Source organism: Phormidesmis sp. 146-20, assembly GCF_052939475.1.
Genome location: NZ_JBJPHT010000003.1, coordinates 237,727 through 257,895, shown reverse-complemented (window position 1 = coordinate 257,895; position 20,169 = coordinate 237,727). Strand labels below are relative to the sequence as shown.

At 47.7% G+C, this 20,169-nt stretch carries 17 protein-coding genes; 10 read left to right on the top strand and 7 right to left on the bottom strand.

Annotated features, from left to right (window positions below):
- Positions 1–93: 93 nt before the first annotated feature.
- From ACKFKH_RS04640 to ACKFKH_RS04630, 3 genes are read right to left on the bottom strand one after another with little or no spacing between them, the layout of a single operon-like run.
- On the bottom strand, positions 94–690 hold the full coding sequence (locus ACKFKH_RS04640; protein WP_446857070.1) for an ATP-dependent Clp protease proteolytic subunit: 597 nt from the start codon (positions 688–690) through the stop codon (positions 94–96).
- 23 nt (positions 691–713) lie between these two features.
- The gene (locus ACKFKH_RS04635) at positions 714–1,343 is read right to left on the bottom strand and encodes an ATP-dependent Clp protease proteolytic subunit (protein WP_446857069.1); all 630 of its coding nucleotides are present in this window, start codon (positions 1,341–1,343) and stop codon (positions 714–716) included.
- 11 nt (positions 1,344–1,354) lie between these two features.
- Positions 1,355–2,044, bottom strand: a complete 690-nt coding sequence (locus tag ACKFKH_RS04630; RefSeq protein WP_446857068.1) for an ATP-dependent Clp protease proteolytic subunit — start codon at positions 2,042–2,044, stop codon at positions 1,355–1,357.
- A gap of 148 nt (positions 2,045–2,192) precedes the next feature.
- On the opposite strand from ACKFKH_RS04630, the gene ACKFKH_RS04625 reads away from it, so the two are divergent.
- Positions 2,193–3,548 carry a vWA domain-containing protein gene (locus ACKFKH_RS04625; protein WP_446857067.1) on the top strand — a complete coding sequence of 452 codons (1,356 nt, stop codon included), beginning with the start codon at positions 2,193–2,195 and terminating at the stop codon, positions 3,546–3,548.
- A 65-nt stretch (positions 3,549–3,613) separates the two neighbouring features.
- Here the strand turns inward: ACKFKH_RS04625 and ACKFKH_RS04620 are convergent, their stop codons facing one another.
- Positions 3,614–5,101, bottom strand: a complete 1,488-nt coding sequence (locus tag ACKFKH_RS04620; protein ID WP_446857066.1) for an aminobutyraldehyde dehydrogenase — start codon at positions 5,099–5,101, stop codon at positions 3,614–3,616.
- Between the two features lie 484 nt (positions 5,102–5,585).
- On the opposite strand from ACKFKH_RS04620, the gene ACKFKH_RS04615 reads away from it, so the two are divergent.
- The 5 genes from ACKFKH_RS04615 (at position 5,586) to ACKFKH_RS04595 (ending at position 10,600) form a co-directional block, all read left to right on the top strand.
- The gene (locus ACKFKH_RS04615; protein ID WP_446857065.1) at positions 5,586–6,497 is read left to right on the top strand and encodes a helix-turn-helix domain-containing protein; all 912 of its coding nucleotides are present in this window, start codon (positions 5,586–5,588) and stop codon (positions 6,495–6,497) included.
- Between the two features lie 235 nt (positions 6,498–6,732).
- A complete protein-coding gene (locus tag ACKFKH_RS04610) occupies positions 6,733–7,278 on the top strand; it encodes an RICIN domain-containing protein (RefSeq protein ID WP_446857064.1) in 546 nt (181 codons plus the stop codon).
- A 265-nt stretch (positions 7,279–7,543) separates the two neighbouring features.
- Entirely contained in the window at positions 7,544–8,158 is a 615-nt protein-coding gene (locus ACKFKH_RS04605) for a hypothetical protein (protein ID WP_446857063.1), read from the top strand.
- Between the two features lie 30 nt (positions 8,159–8,188).
- Positions 8,189–8,686 (top strand): globin domain-containing protein, encoded by a 498-nt coding sequence (locus ACKFKH_RS04600; protein ID WP_446857062.1) that lies wholly within the window; start codon positions 8,189–8,191, stop codon positions 8,684–8,686.
- A gap of 120 nt (positions 8,687–8,806) precedes the next feature.
- Complete coding sequence (locus ACKFKH_RS04595) at positions 8,807–10,600, top strand: Rieske (2Fe-2S) protein (protein ID WP_446857061.1); 1,794 nt, start codon at positions 8,807–8,809, stop codon at positions 10,598–10,600.
- Between the two features lie 167 nt (positions 10,601–10,767).
- On the opposite strand, the gene ACKFKH_RS04590 is transcribed toward ACKFKH_RS04595, so the two are convergent.
- A complete protein-coding gene (locus tag ACKFKH_RS04590; RefSeq protein WP_446857060.1) occupies positions 10,768–10,920 on the bottom strand; it encodes a hypothetical protein in 153 nt (50 codons plus the stop codon).
- Positions 10,921–10,968: 48 nt separating this feature from the next.
- Between ACKFKH_RS04590 and ACKFKH_RS04585 the strand changes: the two genes are divergently transcribed.
- The 3 genes from ACKFKH_RS04585 to ACKFKH_RS04575 all read left to right on the top strand — a co-directional run bounded on the left by ACKFKH_RS04585 (position 10,969) and on the right by ACKFKH_RS04575 (position 13,558).
- Entirely contained in the window at positions 10,969–11,385 is a 417-nt protein-coding gene (locus ACKFKH_RS04585) for a helix-turn-helix domain-containing protein (RefSeq protein ID WP_446857059.1), read from the top strand.
- Positions 11,274–11,915 (top strand): IS630 family transposase, encoded by a 642-nt coding sequence (locus ACKFKH_RS04580; RefSeq protein WP_446857058.1) that lies wholly within the window; start codon positions 11,274–11,276, stop codon positions 11,913–11,915. The genes ACKFKH_RS04585 and ACKFKH_RS04580 overlap by 112 nt, the downstream gene beginning before the upstream one ends.
- 188 nt (positions 11,916–12,103) lie before the next feature.
- Positions 12,104–13,558: a GUN4 domain-containing protein gene (locus ACKFKH_RS04575; protein ID WP_446857057.1), complete on the top strand. Its 1,455-nt coding sequence runs from the start codon at positions 12,104–12,106 to the stop codon at positions 13,556–13,558.
- A gap of 196 nt (positions 13,559–13,754) precedes the next feature.
- Here ACKFKH_RS04575 and ACKFKH_RS04570 read toward each other — a convergent pair whose 3' ends face one another.
- Together ACKFKH_RS04570 and ACKFKH_RS04565 are read right to left on the bottom strand one after the other, a co-directional pair.
- Complete coding sequence (locus tag ACKFKH_RS04570; RefSeq protein ID WP_446857056.1) at positions 13,755–15,413, bottom strand: B12-binding domain-containing radical SAM protein; 1,659 nt, start codon at positions 15,411–15,413, stop codon at positions 13,755–13,757.
- Complete coding sequence (locus ACKFKH_RS04565) at positions 15,414–19,046, bottom strand: WD40 domain-containing protein (protein WP_446857055.1); 3,633 nt, start codon at positions 19,044–19,046, stop codon at positions 15,414–15,416.
- A 560-nt stretch (positions 19,047–19,606) separates the two neighbouring features.
- On the opposite strand from ACKFKH_RS04565, the gene ACKFKH_RS04560 reads away from it, so the two are divergent.
- On the top strand, positions 19,607–19,927 hold the full coding sequence (locus ACKFKH_RS04560; protein ID WP_446857054.1) for a hypothetical protein: 321 nt from the start codon (positions 19,607–19,609) through the stop codon (positions 19,925–19,927).
- Positions 19,928–20,169: the final 242 nt, after the last annotated feature.

The window sequence follows — 20,169 nt, the reverse complement described above, 5'->3', positions numbered from 1 at the left end:
AAAAGAGGAAGAGGGACGCAGTATTAACCGGAATGCATCTACGCCCATTGCGTCCCTGTGTCAATCAAGCATGACACCTGCTCAGTTTGCCCTTTAGCTGACCGATTCAATCACTTTGTCAATCAGACCATACTCTTTAGCGTCTGCGGCTGAGAGGAAGTAGTCACGATCGGTGTCTTTTTCGATTTTAGAGAGGGGCTGTCCACTGCGATCTGACAGGATTGTGTTCAGGTGGTGCCGAATTCTAAGGATTTCTTTGGCCTCGATTTCGATATCACTGGCTTGGCTGCGTCCCGTCCCGCCGAGGGGTTGGTGAATCATAATCCGAGCGTGGGGAAGTGCAAACCGTTTGCCTTTGGTTCCAGCGGCCAGCAGAAAGGCACCCATTGATGCGGCAAGACCGACGCAGATCGTTACGACATCTGATTTGATGTGCTGCATGGTGTCGTAGATCGCCATTCCCGCAGTCACAGACCCACCGGGGGAGTTGATGTAGAGAGAAATGGGCTTACCGGGATCTTCGGAGTCGAGATAGAGCATGGAGGCGACGATCGCATTTGCAATCCCATCATCAACTTCCTGGCTAAGGAAAATAATGCGCTCTAGGCTGAGGCGCTGGTAGATGTCGATCCACTGTTCGTAGGAGCTACCAGGCAGGCGATAGGGAACTTTGGGAGTACCGATTGGCATAGTAACAGTGAGGGGTAAGGGGATTAGACAGAAGCGGGAATTTGTTTAGGCAGTTCTTTGGTGCTTTCGAGAACGCGATCGATCAGACCGTATTCTTTAGCAGTTTGCGGGGTGAAATAGCGACGGCGATCGATGTCTTTCTCGATTTTTTCGGCGGGTTGCCCCGTGTTGCTAGACAAGATTTCAAGGAACTTGGTGCGATCGTCCACGATTTTTTTGGCATCGATTTGAATATCGGTGGCCTGTCCACGACTCTGCCCAAACTGTTGAGACAATACAATTTCTGCATTTGGGAGACAGAAGCGAGATCCCTTCGTGCCCGATGATAAAATCATTGCCGCCGTCCCAACTGCTTGCCCCAAACAAATCGTCTGAATGGGCGCTTTGATGTACTGCATGGTGTCGTAGATCGCCATACTCGCCACTAGAGAAGAAGTGCCCCCTGAGAGCCGTTCGCCCGGAGAGTTGATGTAGACGTAGATCGGCTTGGTCGCATCTTCGGAGGCGAGAGACAGCAGCAAGGCCACCACAAAGTTAGCAAAGTTGTCGTCGATCTCTTCGTCGAGAAAAACGATGCGCTCAAATGCCATGCGGGTGTAGAGGTCAACCCACTGAACATATTGGCTACCAGGGATGCGATAAGGAACTTGCATAATCCAGAAGCCTATGATGAAGCCAGAGCAGGAAGCGGGACAGGAAGCTGTTTCGTGCTTTCAAGGACGCGATCGATCAGTCCATATTCCTTCGCTTCATGAGGCGTGAGATAGAAGGTGCGATCGGTATCCTTAACAATCTTCTCAATGGACTGTCCAGTGTTCTTAGAGAGGATGTCTAGAATCGCCGCTCGATTTTCTAACACTTCTTTGGCACGAATTTGAATATCCGTTGCCTGTCCTCTGGTGCCAGACTTGGGCTGGTTTAGCACGATCGTCGCATTGGGCAAACTGGCGCGACAGCCTTTAGTCCCCGCAGACAAGATCATCGCAGCCGTGCCGACGGCCTGACCGATACAAATCGTGTGAACGGGTGGCTTGATATAGCTCAAGGTGTCAGCCACGGCAAATGCTTCGGTTTCAAAGCCGATCGTTTCACCCTGCCAGGAGGTGCCCGTCGAGTTGATGTAGAAGAAAATTGGCTTTTCGGGATCGTCAAACTGAAGGTAAAGCAACTGAGCGATGATCAGCCGAGTCACATCTTGACCAGGGTTGCGGCGGTATTCGTCGATCGAGTGAAGCGGCCCGCCCAGGTAAACGATCCGTTCTTTGAGGAGCAGCGAAGCCAGATCGGGGGGAGGTGTCCGATAGTAAGCGTCGCCGTAATTTGTAGATTGAATAGCCTTGATGGGTGAGTTCATAGCGTGCGGTCTGCCTCAAGAGTGGCACTATCTCCTTATAGTAACGTGGCGTGAGACGGACGGAACGATACAGGGATTGGGGAGAACCGAACTGGGGGGAGGAGGGAGGAGGGAGAACTTCGTTCCGCTTCGCGAGGAGGGATGAGGGATGAGGGAGGAGGGAGAATTTTATTTTGAGATGCGGAATCAAGCTGAGGTACGGTGTAGATATCTGATCGAAGCTCCGTATTATCTCTACATTCCCCCATCTCCTATGCAAGTCGGACTGAAGTGTGCTCTCAGTGATGCTCAAGTAGACGTGACTCAAATTAATAGTCAGCGTCAAGTTGCGATTTCGATTTCAGCGATCCCTGAAGCGATCGGGCGTAGTATTCCGCTTAATCTTTGCTTGATTCTCGATCAGAGTGGCTCGATGGAAGGGCGATCGCTGGTTACTGTTAAGCAGGCTGCTCAGAGATTGATTGAGAAACTGTCGCCGGGGGATCGGATCGCGATCGTCACCTTTAATCACAGAGCTAAAGTGCTGGTGCCTAATCAGGTGATCGAAGACCTGGATAAGTTGAGAATTCCCCTTCATCAGCTTGAGGCAGCGGGGGGTACGTCGATCGATGAAGGGTTGCGGTTGGGCATTGAGGAGTTGGCGAAGGGGAAGAAAGATGCGGTTTCTCAGGCGTTTTTGCTGACGGATGGAGAAAACGAGCATGGAGATAACGATCGCTGTCTCAAACTCGCTCAACTGGCGACAGGATACAACATGACGCTGAACACGCTGGGCTTTGGGGATGCGTGGAATCAGAATGTTTTAGAAAAAATTGCTGATGCGGGCGGTGGAGCGCTCTCTTTTATTGAGCAGCCCGATCAAGCCGTTGTGGAATTTAGTCGATTGTTCGATCGCATTCAATCGGTTGGCTTGACGAATGCTCATTTGATGTTGTCGCTGACTCCTGGAATTCGATTAGCAGAATTGAAGCCGATCGCTCAAGTGGTGCCCGATGCGATCGAACTCACTGTCCAGCAGGAAGGGGATCTAACGATCGTTCGGTTAGGGGATCTGATGGTGGACGCGCCTCGAATCGTGTTGGCCAATTTGTATGTCGGACAACTTCCCCAGGGGAAACAAACGATCGCCTCGGTGCAAATTCGCTATGACGATCCGGCTTTGGGTCAAGAAGGCTTGCTGTCTGAAGTCTTCCCGATTGAAATCTCGGCAGTGACGGCGTTTGAGCCTGCGATTAATCCTGAAGTGCAAAATCACATTCTGGCGTTGGCAAAATATCGGCAGACCCAGATCGCAGAGGCAAAATTGCAGCAGGGCGATCGCGTGGGAGCCGCTACGATGCTTCAAACTGCGGCCAAAACTGCACTACAAATGGGCGATCAGGGAGCTGCAACCGTTTTGCAAACCAGTGCTACCCAACTTCAAGCCGGACAAGATCTGTCTGAGGCCGATAAAAAGAAAACTCGCCTCGTCTCAAAAACAACGTTGCAGGTAGACGAATCTTAGATGGACTCTGGACTCTGGACAGAACAGCATTTCATGTCTAACGTCCAATGTCCAATGTCCAACCTCTACGCTTCGCCAAAGACGGAGAAGTGCCAAGGTTTGCGCTGTAAGCCAGAATTGTCAAACATGACATGCTTGACGATCGTGTATTCCTCCAGGGCATAGTGCGACATGTCTTTGCCAAAGCCACTTTGTTTGAATCCACCGTGGGGCAACTCGCTGGCGATCGGGATGTGGTCGTTGACCCAAACGGTGCCAAATTCTAAAGCTGCTGTGACACGCATCGATCGCTGAACATTGCTCGTCCACACGCTGGCGGCCAATCCGTAGGGAATGTCATTGGCGAGAGCGATCGCTTCAGATTCGTCACTAAACCGATTGACGACGAGAACCGGGCCAAAAATCTCTTCTTGCACACAGTTTGCTGTCTGAGGCGCATCGACCAAAATGGTTGGCGGATAGAAAAAGCCTTTGTCTGTGGGCAGTTCGCCCCCTAGCGCGACACGAATTCCTTGCTGACGAGCTTCTTCGACATAGCCGTGTACTTTGTTTTGTTGTACCTGACTGACGAGTGGGCCCATGTCGGTATCGGGCTGAGTTGGGTCGCCCATTTTGACTTGTTTGCTGACGGTGATGAAGCGATCGAGAAAGGCATCAAACACTTCATTTTGAACATAGATGCGGGTAGCGGCGGTGCAGTCTTGACCTGTGTTCATATAGCCTGCGACGACAGCACCCTGCACACAAGCTTCGATATCGGCATCAGCAAACACGATAAAGGGGGCTTTTCCGCCCAGTTCTAGCGTGACTCGTTTGACGGTTTGGCTGGCCAACTCCATGACGCGCTTTCCCGTTGGGGTGCTGCCTGTGAAACTCACCATTCTGACGATGGGATGGGTGCAGAGCGCTTCTCCGACATCGGCTCCTCCCGTGACGACGTTGATCAGTCCGGCGGGTAGACCTGATTGAAGGGCAATTTTAGCGAGTTCAATAGTCGTAATCGGCGTGTTGGGGGCGGGTTTGATGACGATCGCATTCCCAGCAGCGAGAGCAGGCGCGAGTTTCCAGACGGCCATCATCAAGGGGTAATTCCAGGGAGTAATCGCGGCTACCACACCGATCGGTTCTCGTCGCAGCATACTCGTATAGCCACCTACATAGCTGCCTGCCGCAACGCCTTCTTGATGTCGTACGACGGAGGCAAAGTAGCGAAGGTTGTCGATCGAGAACGGAACATCGCCATTTTGACTCAGTTTGATCGGCTTGCCTGTATGTTGGCTTTCTAGTTGAGCGAGGGTGTCGGATTGCTGTTCAACCGCATCGGCAAACTTGAGCAGGGCTAAACTTCTCTCGCCATAAGAAAGCTGACTCCATTCGATCTGTGCTCTTTGGGCTTGTTGGACGGCGGCATCAACATTCTGGGGAGTGCCGATCGCAACGGTGGCAAACACCTCTTCGGTCGCGGGGTTGATTAGATCCTGGCTGCCTGTTGTGACGAAGCGATCGCCGATCACCATTGGGTAATGCGCTTGTTTTCCCGTGATGTTTTGCATGATGCCCTCGTTAGTGGAAATATTTGTTTTGTTGAGCGTCGCTAAATTGAAATTATGCCATTTCTTTTTTGACTTCTTTTGATGTTCAGGTTGTCTCAAGATCTTGTTAGCTGCCTCCAGTCCAAGTTCTTGCACTTGTTCTTTTCGGTTGTTAGTGAGTGCGAAAACACCAGAAGGCGATCGGTGGTGAGAGTTGTTTGGTGACAGTCGTTTAAGGTTATCTGTGCTGTCCGAAAGAACCCAGAGGTCGGGGCAGTGGTTGAGTGGCGAAGGTTGAGATGATCAACTTTGAATCAAAGTTACAAGTTCCGAAACAATTTTTTGTCGTCAGCGAAGGTTGAGTAAGATGACGGTAAAGGTTTAGGGGCAAGGTTTGGAGGTGGGGGTGAAATAAAATCGCATTGGCGAGACGCGATATTTATAAACGCGATATCTATAAAACTGAGGGTGAGGTCGTTATATAAACCAAGATTTGGAGGCGGTGATGTCTGTAAAGCAACCTCTGGTGATTGACTATGTGGATTGGCCAAAATTGCTGCCAAAGCCGCCACTGCTAACCAGTTTTCAATCGAGTTGGAATAGCATTCAGCTTGAGCATTACCGCCTACCCTTTATGGATTTGCCTGAAGTATCTAATCTTCAACATGTTGTCGTTATTCCATTAGGGCATTCGCCAGTTGATTTTGAATTTGTCGCTGAGGGGCATTCGCAAACAGTCTCGTATCGGGAAAAAGACTATGCAAGTGGATGTATTGAAATCTACCCCGCTGATCTACCGATTAGCTTCCATTCTCATCCTACTGTTAAAGCAATGGAATCAATTAACTGCTATATGGAGCCTACCTTTCTAGCTCAAATCGCACATGAATCAGTCACTCCCGATCGCGTTGAACTGTTATTGACATTGAAAACAGTTGATGTACTGCTCCACCAGATGGGTTTAGCACTCAGATCAAGTTTAGAAGTGGATGGCGCGAGAAGTCGTTTCTATGCCGATTCAATGGCAACAGCAATGGCGGCTCACCTACTGCACCGTTACTCTACCCGCAAGCATCACTTTCGGGAATACGAGGATGGGTTGTCGAAGCAAAAGCTTAGGCAAGCGATCGAGTATATCCAGGCGCATTTGGGTGAAGATATATCCTTAACTGATATTGCGAATGAACTGGGGATGAGTCTGTACTATTTTTGTCATTTGTTTAAGCGATCGACAGGTATCTCACCCCATCAATTCTTAATTCTCCAGAGAGTAGAACGAGCAAAGCATTTGCTCAAGCAGCCAGAACAAACTGTTACATCTGTAGCAATGGAGTGTGGTTTTGCCAATCAGAGCCATTTTGCCCGATGTTTTCGTCAATCCACTGGGATGAATCCGAATCAGTTTCGCAAGTCATAGCAAGATTATGTTCTAAGTTCGCAAGAAAAGGTGCGACTTCGTTTAAGCTGTTGGCTAAAGTGATCTCAATAGTTAGACGAACTAAATACTGAAGCATTATTTCTTTGGTTCTTATGGTTTTTTAGAGTCGATCGCTGCTAACAAATTATTAGGCTCCTAGATGTTAATCAAAGGATGCCACTAGAACGAGTGTTACTGACTGCATTCGAGACACGCCCCCAAAAGGAGACACATCATGATGGATATTTTGTCACGAACCCGACGATTGGGTCTGTTCGGCTTATTTGCAGCAGGGCTGTTAGCTACTGTTCCTTTCTCTGTCTCACTTGCTGCAACTCCTGCCAACGAACTGATGCTGATTAACGTGCAAACCAATAAGTGCCTCACTATTGCTGGGGGAAGAAGCACCGAAAACAATGTCGAGGCGGTTCAGTTTGACTGCGATAGCGACCCATCGCGCCGTTGGCGGATAACCGACGTAGGTGGCACGGGTGTCTATCAAATTAGGAACGTGCAAACTGGTAAGTGTCTGACCATTGCCGGGGGAAGAAGCACCGAAAACAATGTAACAGCCCTTCAATTCAACTGCGACAGCGATCCGTCGCGCCGTTGGCGGATAAGTGATGTAACTGGTGCCGGTATTTATCAGATTAGGAATGTGCAAACCAACAAGTGTCTGACCATTGCCGGGGGAAGAAGTACCGAAAACAACGTAACAGCCCTTCAATTCAACTGCGACAGCGATCCGTCGCGTCGCTGGACGCTGAGAATGAAACTGTAGCTCAACTCGCTTCACCCTATATCAATCAAGCCTAACCAGGAATTGTCCTGGTTGGCGGTATGCTGTCTATCAGAAATGATGGTGATGGAAATGATGTACAAATTGAATTAGCTTCCAGCTAGGAATATGCAATTCTGTAAGTTTACAATGACGGTCAGAGCTATCTGCAAATCACCCGCGTTGGACTTTAACTTTTTGGCACGCCTATTAATTTTGCATTGACTAGCAGCTACATACTAGTTATTTTTCAAATCGAAGGTGGCTCATGACTGATTCAGAAAAAGAATCTGAGAAGCAGAAAGGTTTAAGCAAGGAAGCTTGGACAGCCATTAGCGCGATTGCAGTCGCATTCATTGGCGCTATGGCTATCTTCCCGACGATATGGAAAGATTCAGCCCCGCAAAATACCTCACCCTCCGGTTCTCCATCAGGATCGATCGCATCGCCAAGCTCTCCCTCTGTCAGTCCTTCTGAGAAATCAGTCACATCACCCCGCCCTTCTTTAGCACCCAGTTCTACTCCAACTGTGGTTCCAACTGCTCCTGCGGCTGCCCAAACGTTAGCTCAAGATCTAGAGGCTGCTAACATCGATTTCAGCGATTCAAAAGAACTTGCTCAGTTAAACAACCCATTTTCTAAATATCCACAATTTGCTACAAGTTGTCTCAATCTCCTGAAAAATAAGCGCTTGAAGAAAAGAGCCTATTTTGATGTCATTTTTTGGAACTACACCGAAGAATTAGGAGGTCAAATTAATGCTGACTCGCCCAACGGTGATATTGACACGAATATCCTAAAAGCCGCCATGATCAGTGCTTACAATACCCGTAATGGTAGTAGCGCCTTGTCATTTGGAGACATTGTAGAACTAAATCAGTGAAGTCTGACAGTAGGAGGAAAACTTTGAATTATGGTTAGTCAAAAAACGATCGAGATTGTCAAAGCAACTGCACCTGTTGTGAAGGAAAAGGGTGAAGAGATTACCCGACGGATGTATCAAATTGCCTTTGCAGAGCGACCTGACTATAAACGTAGCTTTGAAACCACCTGGATGCAGCATCTCGATGGGGGTGGACAAGCACACAAGTTAGCTGCCGCTGTTTATGCCTATGCGACTCATATCGATCGGCTAGACGAACTGGCTACGGCAGTCGATCACATTGCCCATCGCCACGTAGAAACTCGCATTCTGCCTGAGCAGTACTCCCTGATTGGCGAAAAGCTGTTGCAAGCCATGAAAGATGTTTTGCAAGATGCTGCAACGGATGAAGTAATTGCGGCGTGGGCCGAAGCCTATGATGCTTTAGCAGATATCTTTATTCAAAAAGAGAAGGCAATTTACAACCAAGAAGATCAAGAACTCACCGATCGGTTGGCAAGATCTAGTCATTCAGTGACAGCGAATTGAGTTGAATCTATTTTAGAGATACTTTGATTGACGCGGATAAGAGTACTCTTGAAGCAATATCCAAATTCAAGCCAATCTCACCCAATCTCACATTGTTCTAACCGTCAGGGGAGATAGCAAATGTATATTAGAACAGAAAATTATGTTCGTGCTGCCGATTTAGAGGATGTGCGTAAAGCGGGGCGATTAGTAGTGACGTTGCGAAGCAGTTCCCCCTCTGGGGTAAACGCCAGACACACGATATTACTGATTCACGAGCATGACAAAATCTATGCCGTAGATAACCGCTGTCCCCACATGGGTTTTCCCCTCCATCGGGGAACGGTAAAAGATTGTATTCTCACTTGTGATTGGCACTATGCCCGATTTGATGTGATGAGCGGCGGCACGTTTGATTCCTGGGCGGATGATCTGCCTGCTTTTCCAGTGCAAATCCGCGATCGTGAAGTCTGGATCGATCTTGCGGCTCATGCCGATCCATTATCCCATCATCGCCAGCGTCTTCAAGACGGTTTAGAACAGGGCATTCCCTTAGTGATTGGCAAATCGGTCATTGCGCTGTTGAAGCACGAGAAACACATCACTCAAGCCTTTCAGATGGGATTAGATTTTGGGGTTAGCTATCGACAGAGCGGTTGGGACACAGGTTTAACCATCCACACTTGTATGATGAACCTATTGCCCTATCTTGATGAGGAAGACAAACCTCGTGCAATTTATCATGGTCTAGCCGCCGTCGCCGAGGATACTAGCAATCAACCGCCCCGATTTCCGATTCAACCCCTACCTAGCTCCAACGATCCCGACAAGATTCCGATTCTACAAAGCTGGTTTCGTCAGTTTGTGGAAGTCAGGGATGCAGAAGGCGCAGAGCGTTGTTTAGCCTCAGCGATCGAGGCAGGAGCCTCTCAAACCCAACTAGCTCACATGCTCTTTACCGTGGTGACTGACCATCGATATATGAGTGTTGGACACCCTCTAGACTTTACCAATAAAGCATTAGAGGCTTTAGATGCTGCGAATTGGCAAAATGCAGAACTCGTCTTAACCAGTTTAGTGTCTGGATATACTAGCGCCTCTCGAATGGAAGAATCTAGATCCTGGCGCTCCCCGATTGATTTAGTGGCAATTTTGCAACAGGCGTTTGAAGCGTTGCCGCAAGCTTTAGCAGAGGGAAAAAATCAACGGAGAACTTGGAACCATCGCGACCAACTCATGCCCATCTTGCTAGGTGACAATGCCCAAGCGATCGCAGATGCTCTACTGACCGTCCTGCGGCAAGGCTGTTCTGAGGTCGAACTGGCTGAAATTGTAACCTATGCTGCTGCTCTGCGGATTGCTCAATTCAGCACGAACAATGATTTTAACGATTGGGATATCGCCCATCATACTTTCACCTTTGCCAATGCGGTTCATCAGGGCATGAGACGAGTTGCATCGCCGGAGTTGTTGAGAGGTGTGTTTGATGCAGCAATGAGTGTGTATCTCGATCGCTTTCTCAACGTCCCTGCGGCTCACCTTCCTAAACCAGATAAAACAGTAGAAAATCCAGCAGAGTTGTTACACAAACTGCCAGAGTTGATGGATCGACAGCAGCAAGTGAATCAAGTTGGGGAGTTAGTCGGGAGCTATCTTTACAGTGGGGGCAACCCAGAACTGCTCTTAGCCCTCTTAGGCAAATTGCTGTTGCGTGAAGACCGACAATTTCATGTGATCCAGGAGATTGAAGCTGCTTTTCGTCAATACTCCCAATTGGGTAACGCCCCTGCTGGGATTAACGTTTTGGTTGCCGCATCGCGGTATCTAGCGGCTCATACACCCACGATGCGATCGCAAGAGCAAACCTATCAAATGGCTTATAGACTGCATCGCGGCGATCGTTTGTTTGAGGATGTTGCTGAAGCTGAACCTTGATGTGAGGACTAAGTGGTAGGCGATCGCTGAGAAGCACTGGCTAACAACGTATCTAGAAATGGACAGGTTGTCTATCGGGTTATCGCGACTTTGAAACTATTGCCCAAGTGCGACGGTTTCAACGTCCTCACTTTCAGCCTTGAGTCTCACTACGAGAAAAGTGTAGGTCAAAAAATATTGGGGTAATCCATCCAGAGGTATTTGAAGGTGATGGGTGGGGCAAACCAGCTAACAAGTCGTTGGAGCGGCAATTTGAAGATTTTCTGCTTCGTTTCAGCCATACAGCAGATTTCAAGTAAGTCGAGTACGGTATACAGCATTTTTCAAGTAGATGTAGTACGATTAACTAGTCAGTGTCAGTAGAAAAAATGCAGCCATACCCCACTAGCTTTCGAGAAAAAGTCGTGCAAGCCTATCAAGCCGGGAACACCTCAATTCGGAAGGTAGCGGCTCGGTTTGATGTGAGCAAAGCCTTCGTGCAAAAGATGCTAAAGCAACAGGAAGTCGCAGGACATCTTAAGCCAGGCAAACAGGGCGGCGGCATGAAGGGTGAGCTAGCCGGGCGTGAGGCTCAGTTAGTTGAGATGGTCGAGCAACACCCCGATGCGACGCTGGTAGAATACTGTGAATACTGGGGAGACACCTACCAGCAGTGGGTCAGCGCTAGTACGATGTGCCGAGCATTGCAAAAGGCAGCGTTGACGCGAAAAAAAAGACTTTACGCAGCACACAAGCCGCCACTGAGCGAGTCCAGAAGTTACGGAGCGAGTACTGGGAACACGTGAGTCAAGTTGCCCCTGAGCATCTGGTGTTTCTCGATGAGATGGGGGTTTTACTCGGGTTAACGCGAACCCATGCGCGCAGCCGTGAGGGCACCAGAGTCTATGACCTCAAGCCGTTTTACCGAGGGGCAAAAGTCACGGTGATTGGGGCGATTTCGCTCAACCGAGTGTTAGCGGTCATGACCTTAAATGATTCAATGGACGGCAGGGCGTTTGAAGTCTTCATCCAACATTGCTTAGTTCCTCAGCTTTGGGCAGGCGCGATCGTGGTCATGGATAACTTACCTGCTCATCAGATCGCGTCCATCAAGCCGTTGATTGAGTCAGCCGGAGCCAGCGTCCTGAATTTGTCGCCCTATTCCCCGGAGTTTAATCCGATTGAACGGTGGTGGTCACAACTCAAAGCGTTCTTACGACAATTCTCTCCGACTACAACCAAGATGGTAGACACCTTGATTGCAACGGCTCTGCATTTGGTGAATCCTGAGCATCTACGCAACTGGTTTGCTGACTGTTGTTACTGTACTCCATAAACCTGAAATGTGCTGTAAGTCGGTAAACCAATAGCAACACCGTCGCTACTGTGCTTCATAAGCCTGAAATCTGCTGTATGTGTTGCCCTCAACTTAATCGTTATGCGGCTCAGTTCTCCGCTACAAGCACACTGGAGTTATGTGAGACTTGTATTATGAGGAGAGAAAACTCTGTATAAATGCTTTGAATGAGTAAGGTTAAAATTCTGTTTCTAGCGGCTGATCCAAGTGATGCTGCCCGCCTCCGGTTAGGGCAGGAGCTACGAGATATTCGTGAAAAGCTACAACTTGCGAAGCAGAGGGATAATTTTTCGCTTGAGTCACGCGAATCAGTACGTCCAGGAGACATAACTCAAGCAATTTTTGATGTTGACCCTCAAATCGTTCATTTTTCTGGACACGGTATAAGTACGGGTGAACTTTGCTTCGAGGACATTCACGGGAAGACACATCCAGTTCAGATTGATGCACTAGCAAGCTTATTTGAGTTGCTATCAGAGCAAGTTAACTGTGTTGTTTTGAATGCCTGTTACTCAGAAGCTCAAGCAAAAAGCATTGCTCAACATATCTCCTTTGTTATTGGAATGAATCAAGCTATTGGCGACAAGGCTGCGATTGCATTCGCTGTTGGTTTTTACAGGGCGTTGGGATCAGGTCGTTCCTTTGAAAATGCTTATAGGTTTGCTTGCGTGGAGATTCAGTTTGCAGGTACTCCTGGTCACTTAATTCCTACGCTTTATACAAGGCAGGATAAAAATATTGATATAGCTGTATCTGTGCCCTCAAGTAATTTGTCGGGTCAAGCTACTCCTGATGTTTCTGAAAACTCACCCTCGTTAGATTGTGGTTCTTCTACAACGGGACAGAATCCAGAAACTCTTCAACTCTTAACACGACAACAGTTCCTTAAAATTCTTGGAGTTGGGAGCTTTGGAGTGATTGGAACGGTTACTGCCGCTCAATTTCTTAGAAGCCTGCCTGAGCGGTCAGGTACAGCAACTGCTATGCCTGTACCTACCTCAGTTACCAGTCCTAAACCAATTCCAAATCTAGATTTACCTCAGAAAATTACTAAATATTCAAAATTGGAGGAGTTACTAAAAGAAAGAAAATGGGAAGCAGCTAATTCGGAAACTAATTTTCTGATTTTTGACCCATTTTTGAAACAACAACTAAGCGTAGAGAGGACGAGTTTTATTGAGTATTTTCGAGAATTCCCCTGTGATGTTTTTAATGAAATTGATACGTTGTGGATTAAACATAGTAGTGGAAGGTTTGGTTTCAGTGTTCAGCGAGGAATTTACTTAGAGTGCAAAGCCTTCTCAAGCTTTTTGGCTAACGGGGTAAATTGTTTTGGCGACCGAATTGGATGGCGAGTTAATAACGAATGGATTAGCCGAGGTAATGCTACTTTTGATGCATCTGCGCCATCTGGTCATCTGCCATTTGTAGCTATTGAACCTAATAATAATAGAAGATTGTTCAGAGGATTGATCACTCTGTTAGAGGCTGCTGGCATCTTTTTCATTAACTATGACATTACGCCTTCTATAGGTGTCGGGCTACTTCTTTTAGGCTCAAATAATGAAGATGAAACTTATCCTGGTCTTCTCGTTTCCAAATTGGCTAATTGCAGAGCTTGAGAGGTGTCTATGTGCAAAGAGATCAAGATCGCCGCATAACAATCCGCTTGCACCCGACCGTTTAAAGTCTTTTCGTTTAGTTCGAGAGGTTGTTTGCGGTGGGTGAAGCGGAACGTTAGCATCTTCAAACCTGAATCACCTGCGTTCTGTTTAGTTTGTTTTTGATGAATAGAATTTTGTTGATTTATCTGAAATTTTATAGTCTCTCAAATGATTTTAGAGGCGCGATCGTATAGCGTCCTTTTTCATCTCGTTTAACAAGTTGTTGAGTGAGTAGTTCGCGGTCTATAAATAACGTGGTTGCTTTACCGCCAGCGTTGACTTTTGTGTTGATAATTTTCATCGTATCGTGAATTGTTTCGTAGATTCTGACAGCATTCATTGCGGTTGAAGTGGGTTGATGCTGATCGACAGATTCGCACAGGCGGTAAACTCCGTGATTTTTAGAAACCTTGTAGCCAAAGTGGTTTGCGACTCGTGGCAAAAAGTAGCCTGCGGTGATTGGGCTGGCTCCAGACGGACGAACGCAAACATAAGCGGGATGATTGGCAACATCTGCGGCAACACTTCCGGGCATGAATCGCAGCGTGTTGAAATTGAGAAAATCAGGATCGCACTGGTCTAACCCAAAACGAATTGTTGCCATATCGTCGTCAAAAGTGGTTGGCTCATAGCCGTTGACCCCTTGCGGGTAACTCGAAGCGACCCCTTGCGGGTAACTCGAAGAGATCGCCGTCAAATTGTCACTCAGTTTTGCTTTAGGCAGACCCAAAATTACAAAGTAGCTACTGGGCAAATTGGCTCGCTGCATATCTTGGAAAACTTGCTGCACTTTCTTGGGATAATCAACGGCTTGTTTTAGCTGACTTTTGAAAGATCCGTTGAACTTCCCGATCGCCAAAGCCACCTCAATCATCGTATGCTCCACACCAAAAAATAGATAGACGCAGTTGTGTTCTACCAGGTATTGCATCTGGTCATAGCCGATTTGATCAATTCGCGTGTTAGAACCCCACACAAAGCCTTCCTGCTTGAGGATTTCGGCTTCTCGTCTGGAGGCTTTTTCATGCACTGTGAAGGTATCGACATCCAGATAAACAGCTTGATAACCCTTTTGACGTAATTGCTGAAGCTGTCGTCGAAAAGATACTTCACTTAATCGAAAAACATTGCTGATTTCAGTACTTTTATTACAGAAACTACAACGCCAGGGACAACCCTTTTGAGTATAGAGTTGAGCCGTCTTGAGTCTTTGATGATTTCTTTGAAAGATCTCCATATCGTGAACGTCAGGAATATGGACTAACCCAAAGTTTTGATCAATGTGATCGAACTGGCTGACTCGCGTGGCGATCGAGTGGTGCAATCCCCGTTCATCTACAAAAACTAATCCTGAAATTTGGAATTTGTCTTGCTCAAATGTACCTTTGGCAATCGATTCAGCAATCTCTACAATCATGGTTTCACCCTCACCATCACAGTAAGCCGTGATCCAGGGAGTCACCTGAGCGATGTCGGCAATTCCTTTCGTCGCGTACCCTCCGACCAGAATTGGAACGTGGCTACGATCGTTCTCTCGCAGATAATCGAAGACCTGCTTGGTCTCGCGGTCGATGTCCTGCCATTGAGGAGTCATACAGCCTGCAAAAACAATCAGATCAGCATTCACGGCTTCTTGCAAAACATCTTGAATGGTGAGATCCGATCGCTCCAGATCCAACTGCACCACACGAGTAAATCCAGCTTGATGCAAACTAGAAGCCAACACAGGGAGCGCTTTATTGGCACCGTTAAAACTTCGGTATCTGAGAGCTTCACCCACTAGCACAATTTTGGGCACAATTTTAGGCTGCACTTATCGACCTCCTGGGTGAACGCGATCTCTTTGAGTTACCCGCAAGGGGTCGATTGCCCCCAGTGCCTTGAGTGAAGCCCGTTGAGCGTCGGTTAGACCCACAATTCCGGTGATTTCCATGCCTTCATAGAGGCGATCGGACTTCAAACTTTCGCGACGAATTCCTTTCTGAACGTCCCATATCTGAATCGTTTCGTCCTCGCTGCCACTGGTGATGGCTTGTCCGTCAGGGCTGAAAGTAACCGATCGAATCGGAGCCGTATGCCCACGTCGTAGGGTATCCAAACACGCGCCCGTTTCGACACTCCAAAGTTTGATCGTCTCGTCACCACTGCCGCTCACTAACGTTTGACCATCAGGACTAAAACTTACACAATAAACCTGCTGCTGGTGCCCCTTTAGAGTCCGAAGACATTGACCCGTTTTGACATTCCACAGCTTAACGGTGTGATCTTCACTGCCACTGGCTAAAATCGGCTGAACTGGACTAAAAGCCACCGACCAGACGAGATCCTGATGTTCCTCCAAAACCCGCAGACAGTCGCCCGTTTCCACATCCCACAGCATGACTTTACTATCGGCGCTGCCACTCGCTAAGGTGTCTCCCGTCGGGTTAAACGCCACACTCCAGACCCAGTGCGTATGCCCCTTAAAGACCCGCAGACACTCCCCTGTCATGCGATCCCACAGTCGCAGCGTCCGGTCTTCACTGCTGCTCACCAATCGCTGCCCATCGGGACTAAATTGCACCGTCCAGACCCAGTTGCTATGTCCACTCAACGTTTGCAAACAGGTGCGCTGACGAACATCCCAGAGCTTGATCGTGTAGTCGGCACTGCTGCTGGCCAAAATCGGCTCACAGGGGCTAAAAGACACCGATCGAATCCTGCCTGTGTGTCCTCTCAAATCGTGACAATCGCGAGTCTGCAAATCCCACAGCCGCACGACGTGATCATCGTTTCCACTAGCAAGAATGGGACAGTCTGGGTGATCGAGATAAGCGGGCGCAAAAGCAACGGCATAAACGCCACGAGTACTGCCTTTGAGAACGTTGAGCAACTTACCTTTTTTGACTTCCCACAAACAAATGGTCTGATCGTCACTGCTGCTCAAAAGCGTTTGTCCATCGGGACTGAATGCGATCGACCACACCTGACTCATGTGCCCCTTCAGGTTATGCAAACGTTTTCCCGTCTCGACATCCCAAATTTTGACGGTGCGATCTTCTCCGCTACTCGCCAAGATTCGCCCATTGGGACTAAAGCGTACAGAATGAATCTTTTTACTATGTCCAATCAGTGTCCTGTAGCATTCGCCTGTCTGTACATCCCAGAGTTTAATCGTTTGATCTTCACCGCTGCTGGCTAGACTATCGCCTTTGGGACTAAACGCCACTGAATACACCTGATCCGTGTGATCTTTGAGCGTTTTTACACAATCGCCTGTGTTGCAATCCCAAAGTTTTACAGTTCCGTCTGCCCCACCGCTTGCCAAAAAATGAGGCGCGATCGGGCTAAAATTAACCGCCCAAACCCAGCCGTCATGTCCCTTAAGAGTCTGCAAACAGTCGCCCGTTTCGACATCCCAGAGTTTGATTGTTTGATCTTCGCTGGCACTGGCTACAATGCGTCCGTCTTCGCTAAACGAAACCGAGTAAACCGCATGAGTGTGATCGGTCAGAGAATGCACACACTCGCCCGTATCGACTCGCCAAAGTTTAACCGTATGATCGCTGCCACCACTCGCCAAAAGTTGTCCATCAGGGCTAAAAACGACCGTCCAGACCCAGGCTGTGTGTCCCTTATAAAGGCGAATTTGCTTATTGTCAGACACCTGCCAGAGCCGAATCTCACCATCCCCAACGCCCGTCGCAAAGAGTTTTCCATCGGGACTAAACCGCACAGAAATCAGACTCGCCAGCGTTTCCGAAAAAACAGAATCGGTGAGATCAGTATTGATAAACTTCGTATTCGTTAGCTTGACATCTTTGAAATACGCCTGCCGAATCGTCAAATCAGAAAAATCACGTCCACTTAAGTCAATCTGCGATCGCTCAATTTGAAGTTGTCGCATTAAGTTAATCAGATTTCCAGCAGCGTATCCTTTTTTAGGTGGGGAAGCGTCTCGGAGGCGATCAAGGGTTCGTCTCAAATGAGATTCTAGGTCTCGATCGTAAGCGTTAAGAAGTTTGTTTTTGACAGGTTCTAAGATCTGCTCTTCTTGCATTTTACGCAGATAGTCCAGCGATTGAGCTTTGATCAAAGGATATGCATCAAAAAACTCTAGCGCTTGACCGTTGACAATTTCATCACAAAACTGTTCGATTAATTGTTCTGTCACATATTCCATCACGACAAAAGGCTGTCTTATCTTGCCAGAAGAAAAATCTCGCTCAATCAGCGATCGCCGTGATAACGACTCTACTGACTCTAGCAATCGCATTGGTGATTCAGTTGTGATAATATCTTCTTTTAATTCTGACAACAGCACGTACTCACGATTGATCGCCAACCAGTACATCACCTGTTGTTCTAGTTTTGACAAACGTTGAAATTGTCCATCTAAAAGCGTGCGAATATCACCATAAACCGCAGTATCTTGCTCGATTTGGCTGAGAAATTCGTTGACATTGTTGCCAAACAGATCGTATATCGTTGTTGAAACAAACTTGAGTGCTAAAGTGTTTCCCGAATAGCGCGTAATGAGTTTCTTTAGCTGTTCATCGTCACAGATTAATCCTTTATCTTCGAGAATACTTTTAGCTTCTTCTTGATTTACACCCGAAAGCTGCAATACTTTGACCGCAAGCTTTTTCCCTTCTAGGGCTGCGACTTCTTTAGGCTTTTCGCGACTGGTTAATAACAAACAACTTTTGTGCGGCGTTTCCCCCACTTTTTTGAACAAATCTCCATACCCTTCAAAGCTCTCTTTATAGTCGCCTGCCTGATGATAGGACTTGTTTTCACCACTACGAAGAATTGACTCCACGTTGTCCAAAATTACCAGACAACGATGTTCTTGTAGCACATTGATTAACCGCAACAGCTTTGTATTCTGGTTATCCGGCAGATCGATCTCTTGCTCACCAGGGAGAAATCGCAGCAGTTCAGCCAAAATGTCTACTAACGGAGGAGCATTTCGCAGCGATCGCCAAATCACAAACTCAAACTGTGACGCAATACTCCGAGCAAGACGAGCCGCCAGCGCTGTTTTTCCGATGCCCCCCAGACCCAAAATCGCCACCAGACGAGCGCGATCGGAAGATTTAGCCTGTCCCAAGATCCAGCCCTCTAGCTCCTCGATTTGGGCGACTCGACCTCGAAAATCTTCCACGTCGATCGCTTCTCCCCAATCAGGGTCAGATTTTGCGGCTTGAGGCTGGATCGACTGAAATTCTTGCAAAATTCTTTGCTTGAGAGAACCCAGCTTTTTGTTACTTTTGCCGTCAATCTCAAACTTGCGGTAGCCCTCTCCCAATCGTTTTCTCACCGCCGCCTCACTGATATTCAGCTTCTGGGCGATCTCCACACCTGAGTGATCCTTTAGCGCGAGCAGAATGGCTTCTAACTCAGCTTTGGTGATGCCATACTTCGGCGCGATTTCCCGAACAAAGTTTTCAAGAACCTGAGGCATCGGGGCAATTCTCTCCATTCCACAATTCAGTTACACACGACATATCCGTAAGTGAGATCTAGGGTGATACCATAGCTGCCCACTCCTGCTTTATGAACTTTTGGTTCTTCACACAAACTACATAATTAGAGTCAGTGTGAGGTGTTGTGAGACACTTCGTTATAGCTTGCGTCACCAACCCATTCTGACACTCTGCACACAAAACAGTCATTTGATAAACTTCGTTACACTTCCAAAGTAATGAGGCCTTGGCGTGGAGCAATAGTCTTTGACCGAATGATTGAGTGGAGAATTTGTATCTTCAGGTACACCTTAAATTATAGGAGAGTGAGAACAATAGTAGAGGAGAGATTCACAATCCTTGATTGAGAGTTCACCCTGTAGCAAGAATATTATAGAACCCCTTGCTAGTTGCTTGAATTACCTGTATATTACAGTTAAACTACAGACGTGTGAGAGAGTGATATAACCTTCCTGATGGCTAGAGTCTGGAGCCAAGCCTCGATCGGGGGAACGCTCCCAGCCAGCCCCTCATTTAACCGTTATCTAGAGAGACTGCTATGCCCCCCACCTCACCTCAATTTCACGAACTGCCGCTTCAGACTCCCGGTGGCATCAAGACTTATCTAAAGCTTCCCAGCCAGCCTTTGGCGATTCAACTACCCGATGCCTTTAGCGGATTCAACGTTCGGTTAATTCAGACCCTATCGGCTCAACACGGTGAATTTCTCACACGCAGCAAGAAGGGCAAGTATGAAACCTTACTAGAGCTAGGAGGACACGTCAGCCAGCGATTTCAAATTGACCGAACCGAAGTAGAAAAAATCCAAGATCTGCATCGAGAAATTGTGAGATGGTGGCTTTCTGAAGAGGGGCTATAGCTGACTAACAGACTAACATACGACAACAGGCGAGACGTTCGATCGCACCCTTGATCTACCCAGGAGAAGCGGGATCAATTTAAAAGAGGCCAATTCAAAATCGACGGCTTTCGATGAACGAGAAGTTCACAAGCTGCAAGACACTCAGAGAAATCGATTCGGTTGACCTCCTTAACGGAGTTTGTATCTCCCAGCAAGCAGATGCCTTTAGGAGAGAAGTCTGGCAATCTGTATCATATGTG